The organism is Aeromonas sp. SG16, from assembly GCF_024436135.1.
Classification (GTDB): domain Bacteria; phylum Pseudomonadota; class Gammaproteobacteria; order Enterobacterales; family Aeromonadaceae; genus Aeromonas; species Aeromonas jandaei.
On record NZ_JANFNW010000014.1, the window covers coordinates 19,290 to 39,307 of the forward strand.

18 protein-coding genes and 2 pseudogenes are annotated in these 20,018 nt (G+C 60.1%); 9 read left to right on the forward strand and 11 right to left on the reverse strand.

The features are described 5' to 3' along the window. Positions 1–2: 2 nt before the first annotated feature. Together gppA and rhlB are read right to left on the reverse strand one after the other, a co-directional pair. On the reverse strand, positions 3–1,493 hold the full coding sequence (gene gppA, locus NOM67_RS21060) for a guanosine-5'-triphosphate,3'-diphosphate diphosphatase (RefSeq protein WP_042032744.1): 1,491 nt from the start codon (positions 1,491–1,493) through the stop codon (positions 3–5). A 12-nt stretch (positions 1,494–1,505) separates the two neighbouring features. Next, positions 1,506–2,795, reverse strand: coding sequence for an ATP-dependent RNA helicase RhlB (rhlB, locus tag NOM67_RS21065; protein WP_041210583.1), 1,290 nt, complete (start codon positions 2,793–2,795; stop codon positions 1,506–1,508). Between the two features lie 113 nt (positions 2,796–2,908). On the opposite strand from rhlB, the gene trxA reads away from it, so the two are divergent. The 6 genes from trxA to NOM67_RS21095 all read left to right on the forward strand — a co-directional run bounded on the left by trxA (position 2,909) and on the right by NOM67_RS21095 (position 9,384). Next, complete coding sequence (trxA, locus tag NOM67_RS21070; RefSeq protein ID WP_005339416.1) at positions 2,909–3,235, forward strand: thioredoxin TrxA; 327 nt, start codon at positions 2,909–2,911, stop codon at positions 3,233–3,235. Positions 3,236–3,435: 200 nt separating this feature from the next. Then, the gene (gene rho, locus NOM67_RS21075; protein WP_005339417.1) at positions 3,436–4,701 is read left to right on the forward strand and encodes a transcription termination factor Rho; all 1,266 of its coding nucleotides are present in this window, start codon (positions 3,436–3,438) and stop codon (positions 4,699–4,701) included. Positions 4,702–4,809: 108 nt separating this feature from the next. Then, positions 4,810–5,808 (forward strand): hypothetical protein, encoded by a 999-nt coding sequence (locus tag NOM67_RS21080; RefSeq protein ID WP_255939991.1) that lies wholly within the window; start codon positions 4,810–4,812, stop codon positions 5,806–5,808. Between the two features lie 33 nt (positions 5,809–5,841). Further along, complete coding sequence (gene ubiD / locus NOM67_RS21085; protein WP_255939993.1) at positions 5,842–7,311, forward strand: 4-hydroxy-3-polyprenylbenzoate decarboxylase; 1,470 nt, start codon at positions 5,842–5,844, stop codon at positions 7,309–7,311. Positions 7,312–7,457: 146 nt separating this feature from the next. Next, on the forward strand, positions 7,458–8,156 hold the full coding sequence (gene fre / locus NOM67_RS21090) for an NAD(P)H-flavin reductase (protein WP_041210586.1): 699 nt from the start codon (positions 7,458–7,460) through the stop codon (positions 8,154–8,156). 214 nt (positions 8,157–8,370) lie between these two features. After that, positions 8,371–9,384 (forward strand): GGDEF domain-containing protein, encoded by a 1,014-nt coding sequence (locus tag NOM67_RS21095; protein ID WP_255939996.1) that lies wholly within the window; start codon positions 8,371–8,373, stop codon positions 9,382–9,384. A gap of 51 nt (positions 9,385–9,435) precedes the next feature. Here NOM67_RS21095 and NOM67_RS21100 read toward each other — a convergent pair whose 3' ends face one another. From NOM67_RS21100 to NOM67_RS21135, 8 genes are all read right to left on the reverse strand, one after another. Continuing rightward, on the reverse strand, positions 9,436–9,693 hold the full coding sequence (locus NOM67_RS21100) for an accessory factor UbiK family protein (protein ID WP_033112871.1): 258 nt from the start codon (positions 9,691–9,693) through the stop codon (positions 9,436–9,438). Positions 9,694–9,885: 192 nt separating this feature from the next. Beyond that, the gene (gene glpG / locus NOM67_RS21105; protein WP_156854774.1) at positions 9,886–10,719 is read right to left on the reverse strand and encodes a rhomboid family intramembrane serine protease GlpG; all 834 of its coding nucleotides are present in this window, start codon (positions 10,717–10,719) and stop codon (positions 9,886–9,888) included. Next, positions 10,716–11,039, reverse strand: a complete 324-nt coding sequence (gene glpE / locus NOM67_RS21110; RefSeq protein ID WP_043850512.1) for a thiosulfate sulfurtransferase GlpE — start codon at positions 11,037–11,039, stop codon at positions 10,716–10,718. The genes glpG and glpE overlap by 4 nt, the downstream gene beginning before the upstream one ends. Positions 11,040–11,161: 122 nt before the next feature. Beyond that, positions 11,162–11,863 (reverse strand): ABC transporter ATP-binding protein, encoded by a 702-nt coding sequence (locus tag NOM67_RS21115; protein WP_041210590.1) that lies wholly within the window; start codon positions 11,861–11,863, stop codon positions 11,162–11,164. 10 nt (positions 11,864–11,873) lie between these two features. Next, on the reverse strand, positions 11,874–12,647 hold the full coding sequence (livG, locus tag NOM67_RS21120; protein WP_041210591.1) for a high-affinity branched-chain amino acid ABC transporter ATP-binding protein LivG: 774 nt from the start codon (positions 12,645–12,647) through the stop codon (positions 11,874–11,876). Beyond that, complete coding sequence (locus tag NOM67_RS21125; RefSeq protein WP_033112866.1) at positions 12,644–13,912, reverse strand: high-affinity branched-chain amino acid ABC transporter permease LivM; 1,269 nt, start codon at positions 13,910–13,912, stop codon at positions 12,644–12,646. The genes livG and NOM67_RS21125 overlap by 4 nt, the downstream gene beginning before the upstream one ends. Continuing rightward, positions 13,912–14,838, reverse strand: coding sequence for a high-affinity branched-chain amino acid ABC transporter permease LivH (gene livH, locus NOM67_RS21130; protein WP_033112865.1), 927 nt, complete (start codon positions 14,836–14,838; stop codon positions 13,912–13,914). The genes NOM67_RS21125 and livH overlap by 1 nt, the downstream gene beginning before the upstream one ends. Before the next feature lie 66 nt (positions 14,839–14,904). After that, on the reverse strand, positions 14,905–16,026 hold the full coding sequence (locus NOM67_RS21135) for a branched-chain amino acid ABC transporter substrate-binding protein (RefSeq protein ID WP_033112864.1): 1,122 nt from the start codon (positions 16,024–16,026) through the stop codon (positions 14,905–14,907). Between the two features lie 434 nt (positions 16,027–16,460). Here NOM67_RS21135 and NOM67_RS21140 point away from each other — a divergent pair, with 434 nt between their 5' ends. Together NOM67_RS21140 and NOM67_RS21760 are read left to right on the forward strand one after the other, a co-directional pair. Then, the gene (locus NOM67_RS21140) at positions 16,461–17,465 is read left to right on the forward strand and encodes a substrate-binding domain-containing protein (protein ID WP_033112863.1); all 1,005 of its coding nucleotides are present in this window, start codon (positions 16,461–16,463) and stop codon (positions 17,463–17,465) included. A 239-nt stretch (positions 17,466–17,704) separates the two neighbouring features. Then, a pseudogene (locus tag NOM67_RS21760) lies at positions 17,705–18,748 on the forward strand (cache domain-containing protein); the annotation flags it as partial. Positions 18,749–18,769: 21 nt separating this feature from the next. Here NOM67_RS21760 and NOM67_RS21765 read toward each other — a convergent pair. Continuing rightward, a pseudogene (locus NOM67_RS21765) lies at positions 18,770–18,916 on the reverse strand (hypothetical protein); the annotation flags it as partial. Between NOM67_RS21765 and NOM67_RS21770 the strand changes: the two are divergent. Next, positions 18,899–19,969: a methyl-accepting chemotaxis protein gene (locus tag NOM67_RS21770; RefSeq protein ID WP_370689190.1), complete on the forward strand. Its 1,071-nt coding sequence runs from the start codon at positions 18,899–18,901 to the stop codon at positions 19,967–19,969. The pseudogene NOM67_RS21765 and the gene NOM67_RS21770 sit on opposite strands and share 18 nt — an antisense overlap. The last annotated feature ends 49 nt before the right edge of the window (positions 19,970–20,018 follow it).

Sequence of the window (20,018 nt, forward strand, 5' to 3'; positions counted from 1 at the left end):
GATCAGGCTTCCTGCAGACGGGTCGGCCAGCCCATCTTCTGCTGGCGATCCACTTCAAAGCGCAATTCGCTGGCGCGCAGGTAGTGCTCTTCGAGCCATCCTTTGGGCAGGGTCAGGGTGAGCGCATCCTCGTCCGCTTCCAGCGTGAAGCCGGGCACGGTTCCCTGGGTGCGGCGCATGCAGAGGATCAGGGCGATACGCAGGATGCGGGCCAACCGGATCGCCTGACGAGCGGTTACCGCCCCCTGCTTCTCCAGCGGCTCCAGCTTGAATTCATCCCGCTGGTTGAACAGCAGGGCCGACAACAGCTTCTTCTGCGCAGGGGTAAAGCCCGGCATATCGATGTTGTCGATGATGTAGGCGGCGTGTTGCGGCGCCTTCTTGTACTCGATACAGAGACCGATTTCGTGCAGCAGAGCTGCGTAGCGCAGGATCGGGCGACCATAGCGCTTGGAGAGGCGCCAGGCCGGCTGCAACTGGGTGAACGCCTCGATGGCGGTGTCACGCACCCGCTCGGCATGCTCCTTGTCCAGCTGGTAGCGGTTGATCAGGCTGTCGGCGGTACGGTCACGGGCGTCGCAGTCGTGATTGTTGCCGAGCAGGCCGTAGATCAATCCTTCGCGCAGGGCACCACCCGCCAGCGTCATGCTCTCGATGTTCAGGGTTTCGAAGATGGCGATCAGGATGGCGAGGCCGGAGGGGAACACGGTCAGCCGTTCGGCCGCCAGCCCTTCCAGTTGCAGCTGGTCGAGTTTGCCGCAGGCGATGGCCTGACCCATCAGCTCCTGCAGTTTCGGCAGGGTGACCCGCTCGCTCTTCCCCTGCGCCAGCATGATCTCCTGCAGCGCCTGTACCGTACCGGAGGCACCGACGCAGGTGCGCCAGCCAAGGGCTCGGTAATCATCCGCCACCTTCTCCAGCACCGCCTTCGCAGCAGCAATCGCCTGCTCGAAACGGGCTTCGGAGAGCTCGCCATCACCGAAGTGATTGTTGAGCCAGGTGACGCAGCCCATGTGCAGGCTGTTGAGCAGTTTCGCTTCGCTATGCTCGCCGATCACCAGCTCGGTACTGGCACCGCCGATGTCGATAACCAGTCGGTTGCCTTCACCGGCAGAGGTCCAGGAGACCCCCTCATAGATGGTCTTGGCCTCTTCCTCGCCCGAGATGATCTCGATGCTGTGGTTGAGCACCCGTTCCGCTTCGCTGATGAACTCGTCGACGTTGGTAGCCAGCCGCAGGGTGGCGGTACCCACTACCCGGATGTTGTCGGCCGGAATGTCCTGCAGCTGTTCGGCGAACAGGCGCAGACAGTCCCAGCCCCGCTCCATGGCGGTACGGCTGAGACGGAAATCGGCATCAAGCCCGGCGGCGAGGCGAACCTTGCGTTTGACCTTGGCAACGGTGCGCAGGGCACCGGCGACCTCGCGCACCACCAGCATGTGAAAGCTGTTGGAGCCGAGGTCGATGGCGGCATAGAGAGGCGAGTTGTGCAACGGGCCTATCCTTTAGCTTTTGCGCGGCGGACGACGGCGGTTGTTGCTGTTGCCACCGCCCTGGCGATCCCGCATGTTGCGGTTCACCGGCTGGCGGTTGCGGAACACCCGTTTCGGCGCGGTGACATCATCCAGAAGTGCTTCGCGATCATACTTGCTGACCGGGATCGGGTGGTGGATGTACTCCTCGATGGCCGGCAGGTTGAAGGCATAGTCTTCACAGGCCAGGCTGATGGAGTGACCGCTCTTGCCGGCACGGCCGGTACGACCGATACGGTGTACATAGTCTTCGGCATCGTCGGGCAGGTCATAGTTGAAGACGTGGGTCACGTCGGGGATGTGCAGACCACGGGCGGCCACGTCGGTGGCGACCAGAATGTCCAGCGAACCCTTGGTGAACTCTTCCAGGATCTTCATCCGCTTCTTCTGCGGCACGTCGCCGGTCAGCAGACCAACGCGGTGGCCGTCGTTCTCCAGCCAGGCATGAACGTCTTCACAGACATGCTTGGTGTTGGCGAAGACGATGGCTTTCTCCGGCCACTCCTCTTCCATCAGGGAGAGCAGCAGCAACATCTTGTCTTCGTTGGAGGGGTAGAACAGCTCCTCCTTGATCCGCACGCCGGTCATCTGCTCAGGCTCGACCTGCACATGTTCCGGGTGGTTCATGTGTTCGTAGGCCAGCTCCTGCACGCGCAGGGAGAGGGTGGCGGAGAACAGCATGCTCAGACGCTCGGTGGCGGGCGGCATGCGGCGGAACAGGAAGCGGATGTCCTTGATGAAGCCCAGATCGAACATGCGATCCGCTTCGTCCAGTACCACGACCTGAATGTTGCTCAGATCGATCACCTTGGACTTGAAGTAGTCGATGATGCGGCCAGTGGTGCCGATCAGGATGTCGACGCCCTGCTCCAGCACGGCCAGCTGCTTGTCGTAACCTTCGCCACCGTAGGCGAGGCCGAGTTTCAGGCCGGTAGAGGCGGCGATGCTGTCGGCATCGTTATAGATCTGTACTGCCAGCTCCCGGGTGGGTGCCATGATGATGGCTCTGGGTTGATTTACCAGACGGGGCTTGGTCAGCGGGTGGGTAAGAAGATAGTTGAAGGTGGCGGCCAGAAAGGCGATGGTTTTGCCGGTGCCTGTCTGTGCTTGCCCGGCGAGGTCATGGCCCTCTACCAGTAGTGGCAGGGACAGTGCCTGGATGGGCGTACAATAGTGAAATCCCTTTGCTTCCAGACCAGCCAGAACTTCGGGTTCGAGGCCCATTTGGGCGAATTTGTCGGTCGTTAAGTGTGTTTTGCTCATGGCGGTAGGTTATCAGGTTAGGCTTGCAATAATAAACAGGATCATTTCAAATAGGGCAACTATTGCCTTTATTGACGTGTCAATAAAGCCTTATTTACTGACTGGAGTTGGAGATGAGTGACAAGATTGTTCAGCTGAGCGATGCCAGCTTCGAGGCAGATGTAATCAAAGCCGATGGCGCCGTTCTGGTCGACTTCTGGGCCGAGTGGTGTGGTCCGTGCAAGATGATTGCCCCGATCCTGGAAGAAGTTGCCCAAGAGTACGAAGGTCGCGTGACCGTAGCCAAACTGAACATCGACCATAACTCTGATACTCCGCCCAAGTACGGCATTCGTGGTATCCCGACCCTCTTGCTGTTCAAGAATGGCGAAGTGGCAGCGACCAAGGTCGGTGCACTGTCCAAGACTCAGCTGAAAGAGTTCTTGGACGGCAACCTGTAATAATCGAAGAGGAGCGCATTGCAATAATGCGCTCCTTCTGTTTTATCACCTAGACGCTCATCCCGATTGGTGCTAGTTTATCGCTCGTTTGCTAACCTTTTTGCCTGACTCCATTGCTAGCCTGGCAAGTCAAATCCGATCAGCATCAATCCAGCAGACTGTCTCCTCATTTCAATCCTTGCTTACAGACTTTCACCACTATGAATCTGACTGAATTAAAGAACACTCCTGTGTCTGAGCTGGTCAAGCTCGGCGAATCCATGGGGTTGGAAAATCTGGCTCGGGCGCACAAGAAAGACATTATTTTCGCGATCCTCAAGGCGCACGCCAAGGGTGGCGAGGATATCTTTGGCGACGGTGTGCTGGAAATCCTGACCGACGGTTTCGGGTTCCTGCGCAGTGCTGACGGTTCTTACCTGGCAGGCCCTGACGATATCTACGTCTCCCCGAGCCAGATCCGCCGCTTCAACCTGCGTACCGGCGATACCATCTCCGGCAAGATCCGGCCGCCGAAAGAGGGCGAACGCTACTTCGCGCTGCTCAAGGTCAACGAGGTCAACTACGACCGTCCGGAAAACTCCCGCAACAAGATCCTGTTTGAAAACCTCACTCCGCTGCACGCCAACGAGCGTCTGCGCATGGAGCGTGGCAACGGTTCTACCGAAGACATCACTGCTCGCGTGCTGGATCTGGCCTCCCCGATCGGTAAAGGTCAGCGTGGCCTCATCGTCGCACCGCCCAAGGCCGGTAAGACCATGCTGCTGCAGAACATCGCCCAGAGCATCGCCTACAACCATCCCGACTGTGAACTGATCGTTCTGCTGATCGACGAGCGTCCGGAAGAAGTGACCGAGATGCAGCGCATGGTTAAAGGTGAAGTGATCGCTTCCACCTTCGACGAGCCGGCATCCCGTCACGTTCAGGTTGCCGAAATGGTGATCGAGAAGGCCAAGCGTCTGGTCGAGCACAAGAAAGACGTGGTGATCCTGCTGGACTCCATCACTCGTCTGGCTCGTGCCTACAACACCGTTATCCCATCATCCGGCAAGGTACTGACCGGTGGTGTGGACGCTAATGCCCTGCACCGTCCCAAGCGCTTCTTCGGCGCCGCGCGTAATGTTGAAGAGGGCGGCAGCCTGACCATCATCGCCACCGCGCTGATCGATACCGGTTCCAAGATGGACGAGGTTATCTACGAAGAGTTCAAGGGTACCGGCAACATGGAACTGCACCTCTCGCGCAAGATTGCCGAGAAGCGCGTCTACCCGGCTATCGACATCACCCGTTCTGGTACTCGTAAAGAAGAGCTGCTCACTTCCGGTGACGAGCTGCAGAAGATGTGGATCCTGCGCAAGATTGTCCACCCGATGGGCGAGATTGACGGTATCGAATTCCTCATCGACAAACTGGCGATGACCAAGACCAACGACGAGTTCTTCGACGCCATGCGGCGCCAGCAGAAGTAAGTCAGGTCAGAAAATGACAAAACCGCGGCCAGGGTCGCGGTTTTTGTTTATCTAAATTTCGGCCGACTGGGTAGTATGAAGCTTCGATGTCACAAGGATAGAGACGTCATGAAACCCGTTTACTGGTTACTGCCGGGATTGCTGTTCGGTATCCCGGCCTTTGCGCAGAGCGTGCCAGAGCCTCCTTCGGTGGAGGCCGCCGAGCTGGGCACTGATTTGCGCTATCTGTCGAATTGCCTGCAACAGGGGCAGTTTGCCGCTGTCGATTCCTTGCTGGCGACCCAGAGCCGCGAGCAGCGCGAGTATCTGTTGCTGCAACTGTTGCGCAATATCAACGTGACCCGGCCGGCGTCACCCGAATTGCACGCCTGGGTGGCAGCCCAGGCAGACAAGGCCCCCCGGTGGCTGGTCGAGCAGCGGGTGGACGGCTTTCTGGTGCAGCAACCCGCCTACGATTTTGCCGCTCAGGCCCGGCTGCTGCTGGGTCAGTGGCAACAACTGGCGTGGCAGGCTGATTATCGCCAGCAACTGGAGCAGGGTACTTTCGGTTTCAAGTCGATCTACTACCGCGGCAACCCCGAGCTGGCTCGTCAGCAAGAAGCGCTGCTGCAGGCCCTCGAGCAGCTGCCGGTTTCCCTGCTGCAGCGCGAGAGCCGGACGCTGGCTGCCCAGAACATCTATCTGCCTGACAACCGTCTACTGAGCTACCTGCTGCAGCGTACCGGCGAGCCGGCACTCTACAGCCGCCTCTGGCGCCAACCGGTGGATCAGGATGCTCTGGCAGCGCTGGCCACCATCAACCGCTTTCATCAGGGTAATGAGGCCAGCGAGTTGCTGATTGCCGCGAGCACCAATCCCCATCTGAAAGAGCCGGCCCTGCGCCAGCTGAGCGCGCTATCCCCCCTGCCGCAACAGGCAAGAAGCTATCTGCTTGGTGAGCTGGCCAACCGGCAGTATGGATCTCTGGTAGCCGATCTGTTGATGGAGGTGGATGAGCCATTGCTGTTGTCGGCGCTGGCCAAACGCCTTGGTCAGCATGATCAGAATCCCATGACTCCGACTCTCTTCCCCGATTCGGGTACACCGGAGAGGCGGCCAGGGTTATAATGCCTCACCTCCTGAATCTGGTTGGGAACCTGCATGAAATACAAGGACTTGCGTGATTTCGTCGCGCAGCTGGAACAAAACGGACAACTCAAGCGGATTACCCGCGAGATAGACCCCTATCTGGAGATGACCGAAATCAGCGACCGCACCCTGCGTGCGGGCGGCCCGGCTCTGCTGTTTGAAAATCCCAAAGGCTACACCATGCCGGTGTTGACCAACCTGTTTGGTACCCCGGATCGGGTCGCCATGGGGATGGGCCAGCCCGATGTGAGCGCCTTGCGTCAGGTCGGGGTATGGCTCTCCTATCTGAAGGAGCCGGAACCGCCCCGTGGCTTCAAGGAGCTGATGGAGAAGCTGCCGATCTTCAAGCAGGTGCTCAACATGCCGACCAAGCGCCTCTCTTCCGCCCCCTGCCAACAGGTGGTGCAGGAGGGGGAGGCTGTCGATCTCGACCAGATCCCGATCCAGCACTGCTGGCCAGGCGATGTGGCGCCGCTGGTTACCTGGGGTCTCACCATCACCTGCGGCCCCTACAAGAAGCGGCAGAACCTCGGCATCTACCGGCAGCAGAAGATCGGCAAGAACAAGCTGATCATGCGCTGGCTGGATCATCGCGGCGGAGCCATCGATTTTCGCGAGTGGCAGGAGGCTCATCCGGGCGAGCGCTTCCCGGTGGTGGTGGCGCTTGGTGCCGATCCGGCAACCATTCTCGGCGCCGTGACGCCGGTGCCGGATACCCTCTCCGAATATGCCTTTGCCGGCCTGCTGCGTGGCAGCCGCACCGAGGTGGTAAAAGCCATCAGCTGTGACCTGGAGGTGCCCGCCAGCGCCGAGATCGTGCTGGAAGGCTATCTGGAGCCGGGCGAGATGGCGCCGGAAGGCCCTTATGGCGACCACACCGGCTACTACAACGAGGTGGACGAATTCCCGGTCTTTACCATCACCCACATGACGATGCGCAAGGATGCCATCTATCACAGCACCTACACCGGCCGTCCGCCCGATGAGCCGGCGGTGCTGGGTCTGGCGCTGAACGAGGTGTTCGTGCCGCTGCTGCAGAAGCAGTTCCCCGAGATCGTCGACTTCTATCTGCCGCCGGAGGGGTGCTCCTACCGGATGGCGGTGGTCACCATCAAGAAGCGCTACCCGGGCCACGCCAAGCGGGTGATGCTGGGGGTCTGGTCTTTCCTGCGCCAGTTCATGTATACCAAGTTCGTGGTGGTGTGTGATGACGACGTCAACGCCCGCGACTGGAAGGATGTGATCTGGGCCATTACCACCCGGATGGATCCAGCCCGTGATACCACCCTGATCGAACACACCCCGATCGACTATCTGGATTTCGCCTCGCCCATCTCCGGCCTTGGTTCCAAGATGGGGCTGGATGCCACCAACAAGTGGCCGGGGGAGACCAATCGCGAGTGGGGTCAGCCCATCGTGCAGGATGAGGCGGTGAAGCAGAAGATCGATGCCATCTGGGATGAGTTGAATATCCTCGGTTGAGGCGAAAATGGCCCGTTTGCTGCAAAAATGGATGAGATCCGCAGCGATTTGGGTATCCTCGACGAATGGGGCCAGCAGTGCTGGTCATCACCTGACAGTGAAACAATGAGCGAAGCGGGTCGAGCGAACCCGCCACAAGGACAAGAATGCAACGTATCAAATGCCGCGTAGAGGAACTGCGCGAATATGTCGACACCATCTGGCATGTGGCCCTGACGCCGCAGCAAGAGGTCAGCTTCAAGCCGGGCCAGTATCTGCTGGTGGTGATGAGCGATTCGGACAAGCGTCCCTTCTCCATCGCCAACTCGCCGACCCGCCCGGGCGTGCTGGAGCTGCAAATCGGCGCTACTCCCGAAAACGCCTATGCCGGTCAGGTACTGGCCCGCATGCGCGAACAGGGGGAGATCGAGGTTGAGCTGCCCGCTGGCAAAGCCTTCCTGCGCAACGAATCCCCCCGCCCGTTGATCCTGATGGCTGGCGGCACCGGTTTCTCCTACGCCAAATCGATTCTGGAATACCTGATCGACAGCGGCAGCAAGCGTCCGGTCTTCTTCTACTGGGGGGTGCGTCAGGCGCACTGGCTCTACGAGCTGGAGCAGATGCAGCAGTGGGAGCGTGACTACGCGCCGCTCACCTTCATCCCGGTGGTGCAGGAGCCTGAGAGCGACTGGAGTGGCCGTACCGGTCTGGTACACAAGGCGATCATGGATGATTTCGTCAGCCTCCATGAGTACGACATCTATGTCGCCGGTCGCTTCGAGATGGCGGGGGCGGCCCGTGAGGAGTTCAAGATCCTCGGTGCCGAGCCGGAACGCATCTTCGGCGACGCTTACGAGTTCATCTGACAAGCCGTTTGTGCTGCCAAAACCCCCGGTCAAGCCGGGGGTTTTGCTATGGTGGCGCGACCAGATCGGGATAGTGTGGAGTTCGTCATTCAAGTCCAGTTTTTTTCGCAATTTCAGGTATGAATGGCTACTAATTCCCTGCAGCTGGTGGCATCTTTGTGCGTGATTGTCGGCGGCAGGATAAGGATATTCCGGGATGGGGCGAGGAGGCGCTGTGTTGAGCGAAGAGGGAAGATCATCGACAGAAGATGCAAGGGGAGAGCTGGGTTCTGCGGAGCCAGCGGCGACCCTGATCTCCTCCTCCCGTATTGGTGAACTGACCCGGCTGCAGGCAGAAATTGCCGCTCTGAAGCATGAAAACAGCTTGCTGCAGGAGAAGCTCAACGCCGCCCTCGATGGTACCGGCATCTGCCTCTGGCAGGGGATTATTCCGACTGGCGAACTGCGGGTGTTCAACCTGCAGAACTTTCAGGTTGGCGACATGGCTCCCCACTTCGACCAGTGGAGCGCCAAGCTCCACCCCGACGATCGCGCCCACGCCATGGGTAGCTATTTCGATCATCTCGAGGGGAAAACCCCCTTCTACGAAGTCGAATACCGCACTATCAACCCGCAAGGGGAGGTCACCTGGCTCTGGGATCGGGGGCGGGTGGTCGATCGGGACGCCGATGGCAAGCCGCTGCGGATCATGGGTTCCCATATCGATATCACCCAGCGCAAAGCTTATGAGCAGAGGCTGGCCGAGCGTGCCAACAGCGATGCCCTGACCGGTCTGCTCAACCGGCAGGGGTTTGGCAAGGCGTTTGCTCAGCAGCAACATGACGGAGCAGGAGCGCTGCTCTTTATCGATCTGGACGATTTCAAGGGGATCAATGACCAGCTAGGTCATGCCTGTGGCGATCAGGTTTTGCAGCAGATGGCGGAGTGGCTGCGTCTCATCATGCCGGGCTCGGCCCTGTGCGGTCGCTACGGTGGCGACGAATTTGTGGTGCACCTCAGCCGGGGGGTCTCAAGCCATGCCCTGGCCGAGCTGGCCGATGCCCTGATTGGCCGGATGCAAAGCTATGTGCCCAGACCCGGTTGTTCACAAAGGGTCGGGCTCAGTATCGGCATCGCTTTGTGGGAGGGGGCATCGCTGTCGTTTCGGCAGGCGCTGGAGGTGGCCGATCAGGCGATGTATGAGGCGAAGGCGCGTGGCAAACGGGCCTGGCACTTGTTGCGGGTGTGACGATAACCCGAGCCCCGTAAAGCAGAAACCCCAGCCATGCTGGGGTTTCCGTTATTCGCCTTTGGCGCCGAGCTGCTCTTCGAGTTGAGCCAGCTTGCTTTCGAGGGCGGCCAGTTTTTCCCGGGTACGCAGCAGAACCTTGGTCTGCACGTCGAACTCTTCACGGCTTACCAGATCCAGCTTGTTGAGCTGTGCCTGCAACACCTGACGGATCTTCTTCTCGGCCTCTTCGCCCATGCTGCGGATGCCGGGCGGCAGGGAGTTGTGTACCTGTTTGGCGATCTCTTCCAGTTTCTTCGGGTCGATCATGATGTCCTCCTTAAGCGTTGGTGGACATTCTACCGACAATTCCCTCATTTTGCCGAGATCGCGGCAGCTTTTTACCGTTGAGCCAGCGAACTTCATAAGTGGCCAACAGCTCCCTGCTCAAGCAGTAACTGTGCAGACCATAAAAAACACCGCCCTTCGGGGCGGCGTTGTTGTTTCTGCGATAGCTGAAAATCAGCCCGGTTGGTGGTTGCGATCCAGCCAGCCTTGCAGCAGGCCGACCAGCAGACCGGTCAGGTGGGCGATATTGGCTGTGCTGGTGCCGAGCATGTCGAAGAAGCCGAGCACCATCCAGAACAGCATAAAGCCCATCAGCGCCGGCGGCAGAGTCAGGCCACAGGCTGGTTGCAGCTTGCTGCGCAGCCAGCAGTAGCCGAGCAGGGCATAGACCACGCCGGAGAGGCCGCCAAACAGCGGGCCACTGGCGAAGAACTCGGCGATATTGGGCAGGGCGGCGCCCACCAGCAGCAGGATCAGCAGCTTGCCGCTGCCAAGACGCTGCTCGATCTGGCCGCCGAGGTACCACCACCAGAGCAAGTTGAACACCAGATGGAGCACCGAGAAGTGGATGAAGGCCGGGGTAAAGTAGCGCCACGCCTGCCAGTCGGTGAACTGGGCCAGCGTCGGGTGGAAGGCCAGTTCGTCGTAGATGGGCAGGCCGATGGCATCGATCCCGTAGACAGCGAGACAGGCGATGATGACCACCAGCGTCAGCGGCCCCGCCTGATGGAGGAAATCAGTGACGGGATCCGTCATCCCCTTGCTGTAGTCGATGCGGGCATCGGCCCGGCCGGACTGCCAGGAGGCTTCCATATAGCGAGGGTGGTTCGGCTCGGCGAGGAAGCGTTTCACCTCCAGCTGGGCCTGAGCAAGGCGCTGCTCGTCAGCCAGCCAGATGGTGACCCCCAGCTCGGACTGGGTCAGCTCGCAGGAGATGCCCAGCGTCGCCAGATAGTCCACCAGCGCCTGCGCCATGCGGGCGTTGTCGAGCACCAGCAGCTGGATCATGCTTCGCCTGCCTCGATGGGAAATTCCCGGCGCCACGCCTCGAAGCCGCCATCCAGACTGTAGACCTCGTCGTACCCCTGTTGCAGCAGATACTGGGCGGCGCCCTGACTGCTGTTGCCGTGGTAGCACATCACGATGACAGGGGTGTCGAACTCCACCTCGTTCATAAAGCGCACCAGAGTGCCGTTGGTAAGGTGGAAGGCGCCGACCGCGTGGGCTGCCGCGAAGGATTGCGGGTCGCGAATGTCCACCAGGCGGGCTTCGCCTGCACTCAGTTTCTGGTGGGCATCATGGGCATTGATATGGGCAAACTGGTCCATCTGGATGTCCTGAGAATAGGTTGATTGCCGGTCAGTGTACCGCAAGCTTGGGCGCAAACTAACCCCACAAAAGATAAGGGAGCCTGTGGCTCCCTTGTCGATATGGCATGCGGCTCAGTGGGTTAACCGCCGAGATAAGCCTGTCGCACCGCCGGGTTGGCCAGCAGTGCTGCTCCCGTGTCCTGCAGCACCACGCGGCCGTTCTCCAGCACATAGCCGCGATCGGCCAGCTTGAGCGCCTGGTTGGCGTTCTGTTCCACCAAAAAGATGGTCATCCCCTTCTGGCGCAGCTGCTCTATGGTGTCGAAGATCTGCTGGATGACGATGGGGGCCAGCCCCAGCGAAGGCTCGTCCAGCAGCAGCAGGCGCGGCTTGCTCATCAGGGCGCGGCCGATGGCCAGCATCTGCTGCTCGCCGCCGGACATGGTGCCGGCGCGCTGCTCCAGTCGCTCATGCAGGCGCGGGAACAGGGTAAACACCTGATCCAGCAGGCCATGCTGCTCGGCCTTGTCGACAAAGAAGGCGCCCATCAGCAGGTTCTCTTCCACTGTCAGGCGGGCAAAGATGCGGCGCCCCTCCGGCACCACGGCGATATCCTTGCGCATGATGCGGGCGGTGGAGAGGTCGCTGATCTGCTCCCCCTCGAACCAGATGGAGCCGCTGCTGGGCTTGGGCTCGCCGCAGAGGGTCATCAGCAGGGTAGTCTTGCCGGCGCCGTTGGCACCGATCAGGGTGACGATTTCCCCCTCTTTCACCTCGACGCTGACGTCGTGCAGTGCCTGAATTTTGCCGTAGTGGGTCGATACGTTGCGAAGTTCTAACATCTTTTTGTCCTTACGACTCGCCCAGATAGGCCTTGATCACTGCCGGATTGTTACGGATTTCGTCCGGCTTGCCATGGGCCAGCGGGGTGCCCTGACTGACCACGAAGATGCGGTTGGAGATACCCATCACCAGCTTCATATCGTGTTCGATCAGCAGCACCGAGACCCCGAATTCATCCCGCAGGCTCATGATCAGCTCATCCAGCTCGTCGGTCTCCTTCGGGTTGAGGCCGGCAGCCGGTTCGTCCAGCATCAGCAGTTCGGGGCGGGTTGCCATGCAGCGGGCGATCTCGAGCCGGCGCTGCTGACCGTAGGCCAGGTTGCCGGCGGCGCGGTTGGAGAGATCCTTGAGCCCTACCTTATCCAGCCAGAAGGCTGCCTGCTCCAGCCCCTCCTCTTCGGCACGGCGGAACGAGGGGGTCTTGAACAGTCCGGCCAGAAAGCCGGTGTTGAGGTGCCTGTGCTGGGCAACCAGCAGGTTCTCCACCGCCGTCATCTCCTTGAATAGCCGCACGTGCTGGAAGGTACGCACGATTCCCTTGCGGGCGATGAGGTGACCGGGCAGCCCCTGAATCTCCTCACCCTTATAGCGGATGGTGCCGCCGCTCGGGCGGTAGAAGCCGGTCAGGCAGTTGAAAATGGTGGTCTTGCCTGCGCCGTTGGGGCCGATGATGGAGATCACCTCGCCCTTGTCGATATCCAGCTTGACCCCGTTGACTGCCAGCAACCCTCCGAAACGCATCGACAGATCAGAGACTTCCATTAACTTCTGATGAGTACTCATTTCTTCAACTCCAGATGCGGACGGGTCATCGGCAGCAATCCCTGTGGCCGCCAGATCATCATGAACACCATCAAGAGGCCGAACATCAGCATGCGGTACTCGTTGAACTCGCGAGCCAGCTCCGGCAACACAGTCATCACGATGGCAGCCAGCACCACCCCGATTTGCGAGCCCATGCCGCCCAGCACCACGATGGCGAGCACGATGGCCGACTCGATAAAGACGAAGGATTCCGGGCTGATAAAGCCCTGCCGGGAGGCAAAGAAACTCCCCGCAAAACCGGCGAAGGTAGCGCCTATGGTGAAGGCGGTCAGCTTGATGATGGTGGGGTTGAGCCCCAGCGATTTGCAGGCGATCTCGTCTTCCCGCAGCGCTTCCCAGGCGCGGCCAAGGGGCATGCGCAGCAGGCGGTTGATGACGAACAGGGTGGCGATCACCAGCACCAGCGCCATCAGGTAGAGGAAGATCACCTTGTGGTTGGCGTTGTAGGCGATGCCGAAGAACTCGTGGAAGGTCTCGAAGCCGCCATCCTTGACGGTGCGGTTGAACTCCAGACCACCCAGGGTCGGTTTGGGAATGCCGGAGATACCGTTGGGGCCGCCGGTCAGGCTGGTCATGTTGTTGAGCAGAATCCGGATGATCTCGCCAAAGCCGAGGGTGACGATGGCCAGATAGTCCCCCCGCAGCCGCAGCACCGGGAAGCCGAGCAGGAAGCCGAACAGGGCCGCCAGACCACCGGCAATGGGCAGACACTCCCAGAAGCTCAGTCCGAAGTAGTTGTTGAGCAGGGCGTAGCTGTAGGCGCCGACCGCATAGAAGCCGACATAGCCGAGATCGAGCAGACCGGCGAGGCCGACCACCACGTTCAGACCCAGCCCCAGCATGATGTAAATCAGGGTGAGAGTGGCCAGATCGATGGCACCGCGAGAGGCCATGAAGGGCCAGCTCACCGCAAACAGCAGCACCAGAATGGCGGTGGTGTTGTAGAGACGCGGTGCCTCCTCCTGACTCGGCAGCACCAGCTTGCCGAAGCCGACCGAGAAGCCGCTGATGGATGCCTGAAACAGCTTGGCAATCTGGCCGCGCAGCAGCTGGAACCAGAATACGAGGGTGGCGCCGCCCAGCAGCCAGGCCAGCGACACATCGAGGCGACTCACTACCAGCAGGCGGGAGCCATCGGTCTCCAGCTTGAAGCCGAGCAGCCAGAAGGAGAGCACCAGCAGCACCAGGCTGGCGATGCAGGCATGGATGAATTGGCGTTTCATCATACTTTCTCCACTTCCGGGCGGCCCAGAATGCCAGTAGGCATAAAGAGCAGCACAAAGATGAGCAGGGCGAACGCCATCACATCCTTGTATTCGGTGCTGAGATAGCCGGCAGTGAGCGCTTCCACCACGCCGAGCAGCAGACCGCCCAGCACTGCGCCGGGAATGCTGCCGATACCGCCCAATACCGCGGCGGTGAAGGCTTTCAGCCCGGCCATAAAGCCGAGATAGGGGTTGATGACGCCGTAGTACATGCCGAGCAGCACCCCGGCGACGGCGGCCAGCGCGGCCCCCAGCACGAAGGTGATGGAGATGACCACGTGGGTGTCTATCCCTAACAGGTTGGCCATCTTGATATCTTCCGAGCAGGCGCGACAGGCGCGGCCCATGCGGGAGCGGCCGATGAACTGGGTCAGCGCCAGCATGGTGACGAAAGTGATCACGAAGATGATGAGCTGCATATAGGAGAGGCTGGCCTGAAAGCCGTCAGCCTCGCCCAGAGTCCAGCCACCAGAGATGAGGCTGGGCATGGCGATATCCCGCGAGCCCTGCGCCATTCGCATCATGTTCTGCAGGAAGATCGACATGCCGATGGCGGAGATGAGGGGGATCAGCCGGTTGCCACCACGCAGCGGCCGGTAGGCGACCCGCTCTATGGTCCAGCCATAGGTGCCGGTGATGACGATGCTGACCAGAAAGGCGCCGCCCAGCAGCAAAACGGTGCTGTCGATGCCCATCATCATGAGCCCCGCCATCACCATGAAGGCGACATAGGAGCCGATCATGTAAACCTCGCCGTGGGCGAAGTTGATCATGCCGATGATGCCATAGACCATGGTGTAGCCGATGGCGATCAACGCATAGGTGCTGCCTATGGTTAATCCGTTCAGCAACTGCTGAACGAGATAAAGGAGGTGTTCGGACATACTGCGTTCCCTGTACTTGCCCGCAAAGAGAGGAGGGGGCGAGTCGGCTCGCCCCCGATCGGCAGATTATTTGAGTTGGGTAGAGGTACCGTCAGCGTGCCACTGGAACACACCGAATTCGAAGCCTTTCAGGTCGCCGTTAGGTGCCCAGTTGAGCTGGCCCATCACGGTATCGACCGGCGCAGCCTTGATGGCGGCAGCAACGGCAGCCGGATCCTCGTCACCCGCCTTGGCGATACCGGCAGCCAGGGTTTGCACCGCGGCATAGGTAGTCCAGACGAACGGGCCGGAGGAGTCCTGACCCTTGGCCTTGAACGCTGCAACCAGCGGGGCGTTGGCCGGTACCAGATCATACTTGTTCGGCAGGGTTACCAGCAGACCTTCGGAAGCCGGGCCACCGATGGCGGATATGTCCTTGTTGCCTACCCCTTCCGGGCCCATGAACTTGGCCTTCAGACCCTTCTCGCCAGCCTGACGCAGGATCAGACCCAGCTCCGGGTGATAGCCGCCGTAATAGACGAAATCGACGTTCTCTTTTTGCAGCTTGGCGATCAGGGCGGAGAAGTCCTTGTCACCGGCAGTGATGCCTTCAAACGCGACGACCTTGACGCCAGCCTTGTCCAGCGCCGCTTTCACGCTGGAGGCGATGCCTTCGCCATACTGCTTCTTGTCGTGGATAACGGCGACGCGCTTGGGTTTGACCTGCTCGATGATGTATTTGGCGGCAGTCGGGCCCTGATCGCTATCCAGACCGATGGTGCGCAGGGTCAGCTGGTAGCCGCGCTCGGTGATCTTGGGGTTGGTAGAGGCGGGGGTGATCATCAGGATCCCCTCGTCTTCATAGATGTCGGAGGCGGGCAGGGTGTTGTCGGAGCAGAGGTGGCCGACCACGAATTTGACGCCGTCGTTCACTACCTTGTTGGCGACCGCGACGGCCTGCTTGGGATCGCAGGCATCGTCATAGACGATCGCTTCTATCTGCTTGCCCTTGATGCCGCCTGCCTTGTTGATCTGCTCGACCGCCATCTTGCCGCCGGTGAACTGCATGTCACCGTATTGGGCGACCGGGCCGGTGACCGGACCGGCGATGCCGATCTTGATGGTATCGGCGGCATGGGCCATGGAAACTGATCCAAACAGAGCCAAAGAAACCGCTGCCTTTACTGCCATTCTTCCAAAATTATTCATTGATTCATCCTTTAATCAGTGGATTGTTTCATTCCCGTGTGCCTTTCCGGATCCAGATCCTGCATGTCCGGCAGTAGATAAGGTTCTATCATTCCTCACGGGGCAATAACAAGATGTTAAAGATACTAACCAGAGGGGGTGGTGAGCGGGTATTTTGAAAGAAATGACCTGTTTTAAAATGGTATTTAGAGTTTAATTTTGAAAGTTGATGTTAACATCTCGATAACCAGAGGCGGTCTGGATAAACGCCAGAGGATTAATCTGACGATATTTTACCCTGATGCTGCTCCCATTTTGACCACAATCCGTTTGCGCAAACAAAAATGAGCGCCTAAATTAGCCAGCATTGACAATTCCGTGGCAGAGCTCGTTAAAACCAAGCCTTTATTCGGGAAATCTGCTAATGTTCCGCCTTTGAAAGTCAGGAGACAGAGATGGCAACAATCAAGGATGTCGCCTCCCGTGCAGGCGTATCCATCTCCACCGTCTCACATGTGCTCAACCACACTCGCCGGGTCAGCGAAGACGCGACCCAGAAAGTGATTGAGGCGGTGGCAGAACTCAACTACGCGCCCAACTCGGTAGCGCGCAGTCTTAAAATAAATTCGACCAAAACCATCGGCATGCTGGTCACCACCAGCGTGAACCCCTTCTTTGCGGAAGTGGTGCAAGGGGTGGAAGCCTACTGCTTCGAGCAGGGCTACAGCCTGATCCTCTGCAACACCGAAAACCAGCCGCCCCGTCAGCAGCACTATCTGCGCATGCTGATGGAGAAGCGGGTGGATGGCCTGCTGGTGCTTGGTACCGATATCGACGCTCAGCTGCGCGACATGCTGCGCATCCACAAGAATGTGCCGCAGGTGGTGCTGGATTGGGGAACCGAGTGCGATTTCGCCAACGTTATCAATGACAACGCCCGCACCGGCGCGCGCATGGCCATGCGCTATCTGATGGAGCAGGGCCACCGCGACATCGTCTGCATCACGGGTCAGCTCTCCAAGCCGACCACCCAGCAGCGACTGGACGGGGTGCGCGACGCGCTGGGCGAACACGGTCTGACCCTGAAAGAGGAGCAGATCTTTGAAGGGGATTACGAGAGCCAGAGCGGTTTCGATGCCATGCAGCGCATCCTGACCCTGCAGCCTCGCCCGACTGCGGTCTTTGCCTTCGACGATCCCATGGCGATCGGCGCCATCTGCGCTGCCTGGGAAGCCGGGATCAAGGTGCCGGACGATATCTCCATCATCGGTTACGACGATGTGGAGATGGCGCGCTTCTCCAGCCCGCCGCTGACCACCATCCGCCATCCGAAGGCCGAACTGGGCCAGCTGGCGGTGAAGCATCTGGTCAGCCGGATCCGCAACAAGGAGCTGGAAGTGGAGTCGATGACGGTACAGCCAGAGCTGATCGTCCGTCGCTCGGTCAAGCCGCTGCGCTGATCCTGCCCTGTTTGCAACGAGAACCCCCTCCATCGCGAGGGGGTTTTTGTTTATGGCCTGTTTGGGCTAAACGGGAGCGGGGACGCGGGGTATCAGCTGTTTTTTGCAACAGTTTGACCCGGCTCGCAGTTTCTTTATTGATGGTTTGATCACTATCAACAAAGGGTTAAGTTCTGATGGACTCCCTCCTTAACCGCTCCATCCTGTAAGTTGGGTATGACTGTCAAGGATGGTGTCTTATGTTCCCCCCTCGCAAATTGGGCCACCAGATCACGCTGCTGGCGATCAGTGGAATCGTATTGTTGGCCGTGGTGCTGCTCACCTTCAACCTGTTTGAAAATCGCCAGCGAGCACTGACGGCCGAACAGGGCGCACTGCAAACCGAGCTGCAAAATATCGAATCGGTGATCCGCAATGCCAGCCATGAAACCATGCTGGCGGCAACCCTGATTGCGCAGCGGCCCGACGCCGCCAAGGCGGTGGCAGACCAGGACTGGCAGACCCTTGCCAGTCTGTTCGACCCGATTTGGCCAGCCCTTAAGGCGCAGGGGATCCAGCAGTTCCACTTTCACATTCCCCCGGCCACTTCCCTTTATCGGGTGCACAAGCCTGCCAACCATGGCGACGACCTCTCGACCACCCGGTTGGCAGTCGTCGAGGTAAACCGCAACCATCAACCGGTGGGCGGGCTGGAGACCGGTCAGGGCGGCACCGGGATTCGTGGTGTGGTGCCGGTTACTTTCAACGGTCAGCCGGTCGGCTCGGTGGAGTTTGGCCGTGCCCTCGATGATTCGCTGTTTGCTGATCTGCTGGGGCAGGGGAGTCGGCTCGCCATCTATCTGTTTGATCAGGGCAAGCCGGTAATGCTGACCGGCACATCCATGCTCGGCGAGTCGGCGGAGTGGTATCAGGGAGTGCTGGCAGGCGAGAGCCGCTTCACCACCATCAGACAGCAGGGGCGCGATTTTCTGGTGATGGCGGCGCCGCTGCGCGACTTCTCCGGCAAGGCGGTCGGCATCATTGAGCTGGCGCGGGATCACAGCGTGGTCGCCGCTGCATTGGCGCGCCAGAGCTGGCAGATGGTGATGATCGCCCTGCTCGGCACCGTCCTGATTGCGCTGGCGCTGGTGTGGTTGCTGGGCCGTCTCAACCGTCCGCTGCAGGAGAGTGTCAGGGCGTTGGAGGCGCTGGCCAACGGTTCCGGCGATCTGGGGAGCAAGCTGCCGGTTGCCGGGCCGGAGGAGACCCGCCGCCTCGGCGCGGCGTTCAATGCTTTTGTCGGCAAGATCCGCGACACCATCAGCCAGCTGACCGCTACCCTCGGCGAGCTGGCTGGCGAGAGTGAGCGGTTGTCGCGCAGCGCGGCTGGCAACCTCGGCAGCATGACGCGCCAGCAGGAGCAGACCACTCAGCTCGCCACCGCCATGACCGAGATGACCAGCACGGTGCATGAAGTGGCCAACAACACGGCGCAGGCTGCCGAAGCGGCCAACGAGGCGGATAATCAGGCGATCACCGGTGATGCGGTGGTGCAAGAAAGCGTCACCATGATTGAGCAGCTTGCCGACGAGATAGCGAGCGCTGGCCAGACCGTCAAGGAGGTCGCGCGGGCGAGCGAGCAGATCGGCTCGGTGCTGGCGGTGATCCAGTCCATTGCCGAGCAGACCAACCTGCTGGCGCTCAATGCCGCCATCGAGGCGGCACGGGCCGGTGAGCAGGGACGCGGTTTTGCCGTGGTGGCGGACGAGGTTCGCTCGCTGGCAGGGCGCACCCAGCACTCCACCGCCGAAATCAACAGCACCATCGATCAGCTGCAACGGGCGGTCGGTGCGACCGTGGGAATGATAGAGCACAGCGTGCAGCGGGCGGGTGAGACGGTAGAGCGAGCCAACCGGGCGGGCGATGCGCTCGGCAATATCAAGGGAGCTGTAAATAGCATTCGCGACATGAACACCCAGATCGCCGCCGCCTCGGAGGAGCAATCCTCGGTGAGCGACGAGATCACCCGCAATATTGTCAGCGTTCACGAGATCTCGCAGGCGACCACGCTGGTGGCGCGGGACACTGCCCAGATTGCTACTCACGTGGCGACGCTGGTGGACAAACTGGGGGATCTGGCCGGTCAGTTCCAGGATGGCTCTAACGTGCGGATGGTATTGAGTCGGGCCCGTGCCGCCCACATGGGCTGGAAGACCCGGGTGCGGGCCTATCTGGATGGGCAGGAGGGGTTGTCACGCAGCGAGGCGGTGAGTGACAAGGAGTGCCGTCTTGGTCGCTGGTATTTCAGTGAAGGGGCGGCATGTTGTTGCAATCAGCCAGCCTTCAAGGCGATCGCCACGCCTCACGCCAGATTGCATCAGGTAATCCAGCAGGTTATCGAGCTGAAAAACCAGCACAAGCACGCGGAGGCGGAGGCGCTTTACCGCGAGATCGAACATAACTCCGAACAGGTGGTGGGTTATATCGATCAGTTGTTGCTGGAGATGACCAAGGCGGAGCGCTAGCGACGGCGCAGATAGAAAAGGGCTGACCGCGATGTCAGCCCTTTTTCAT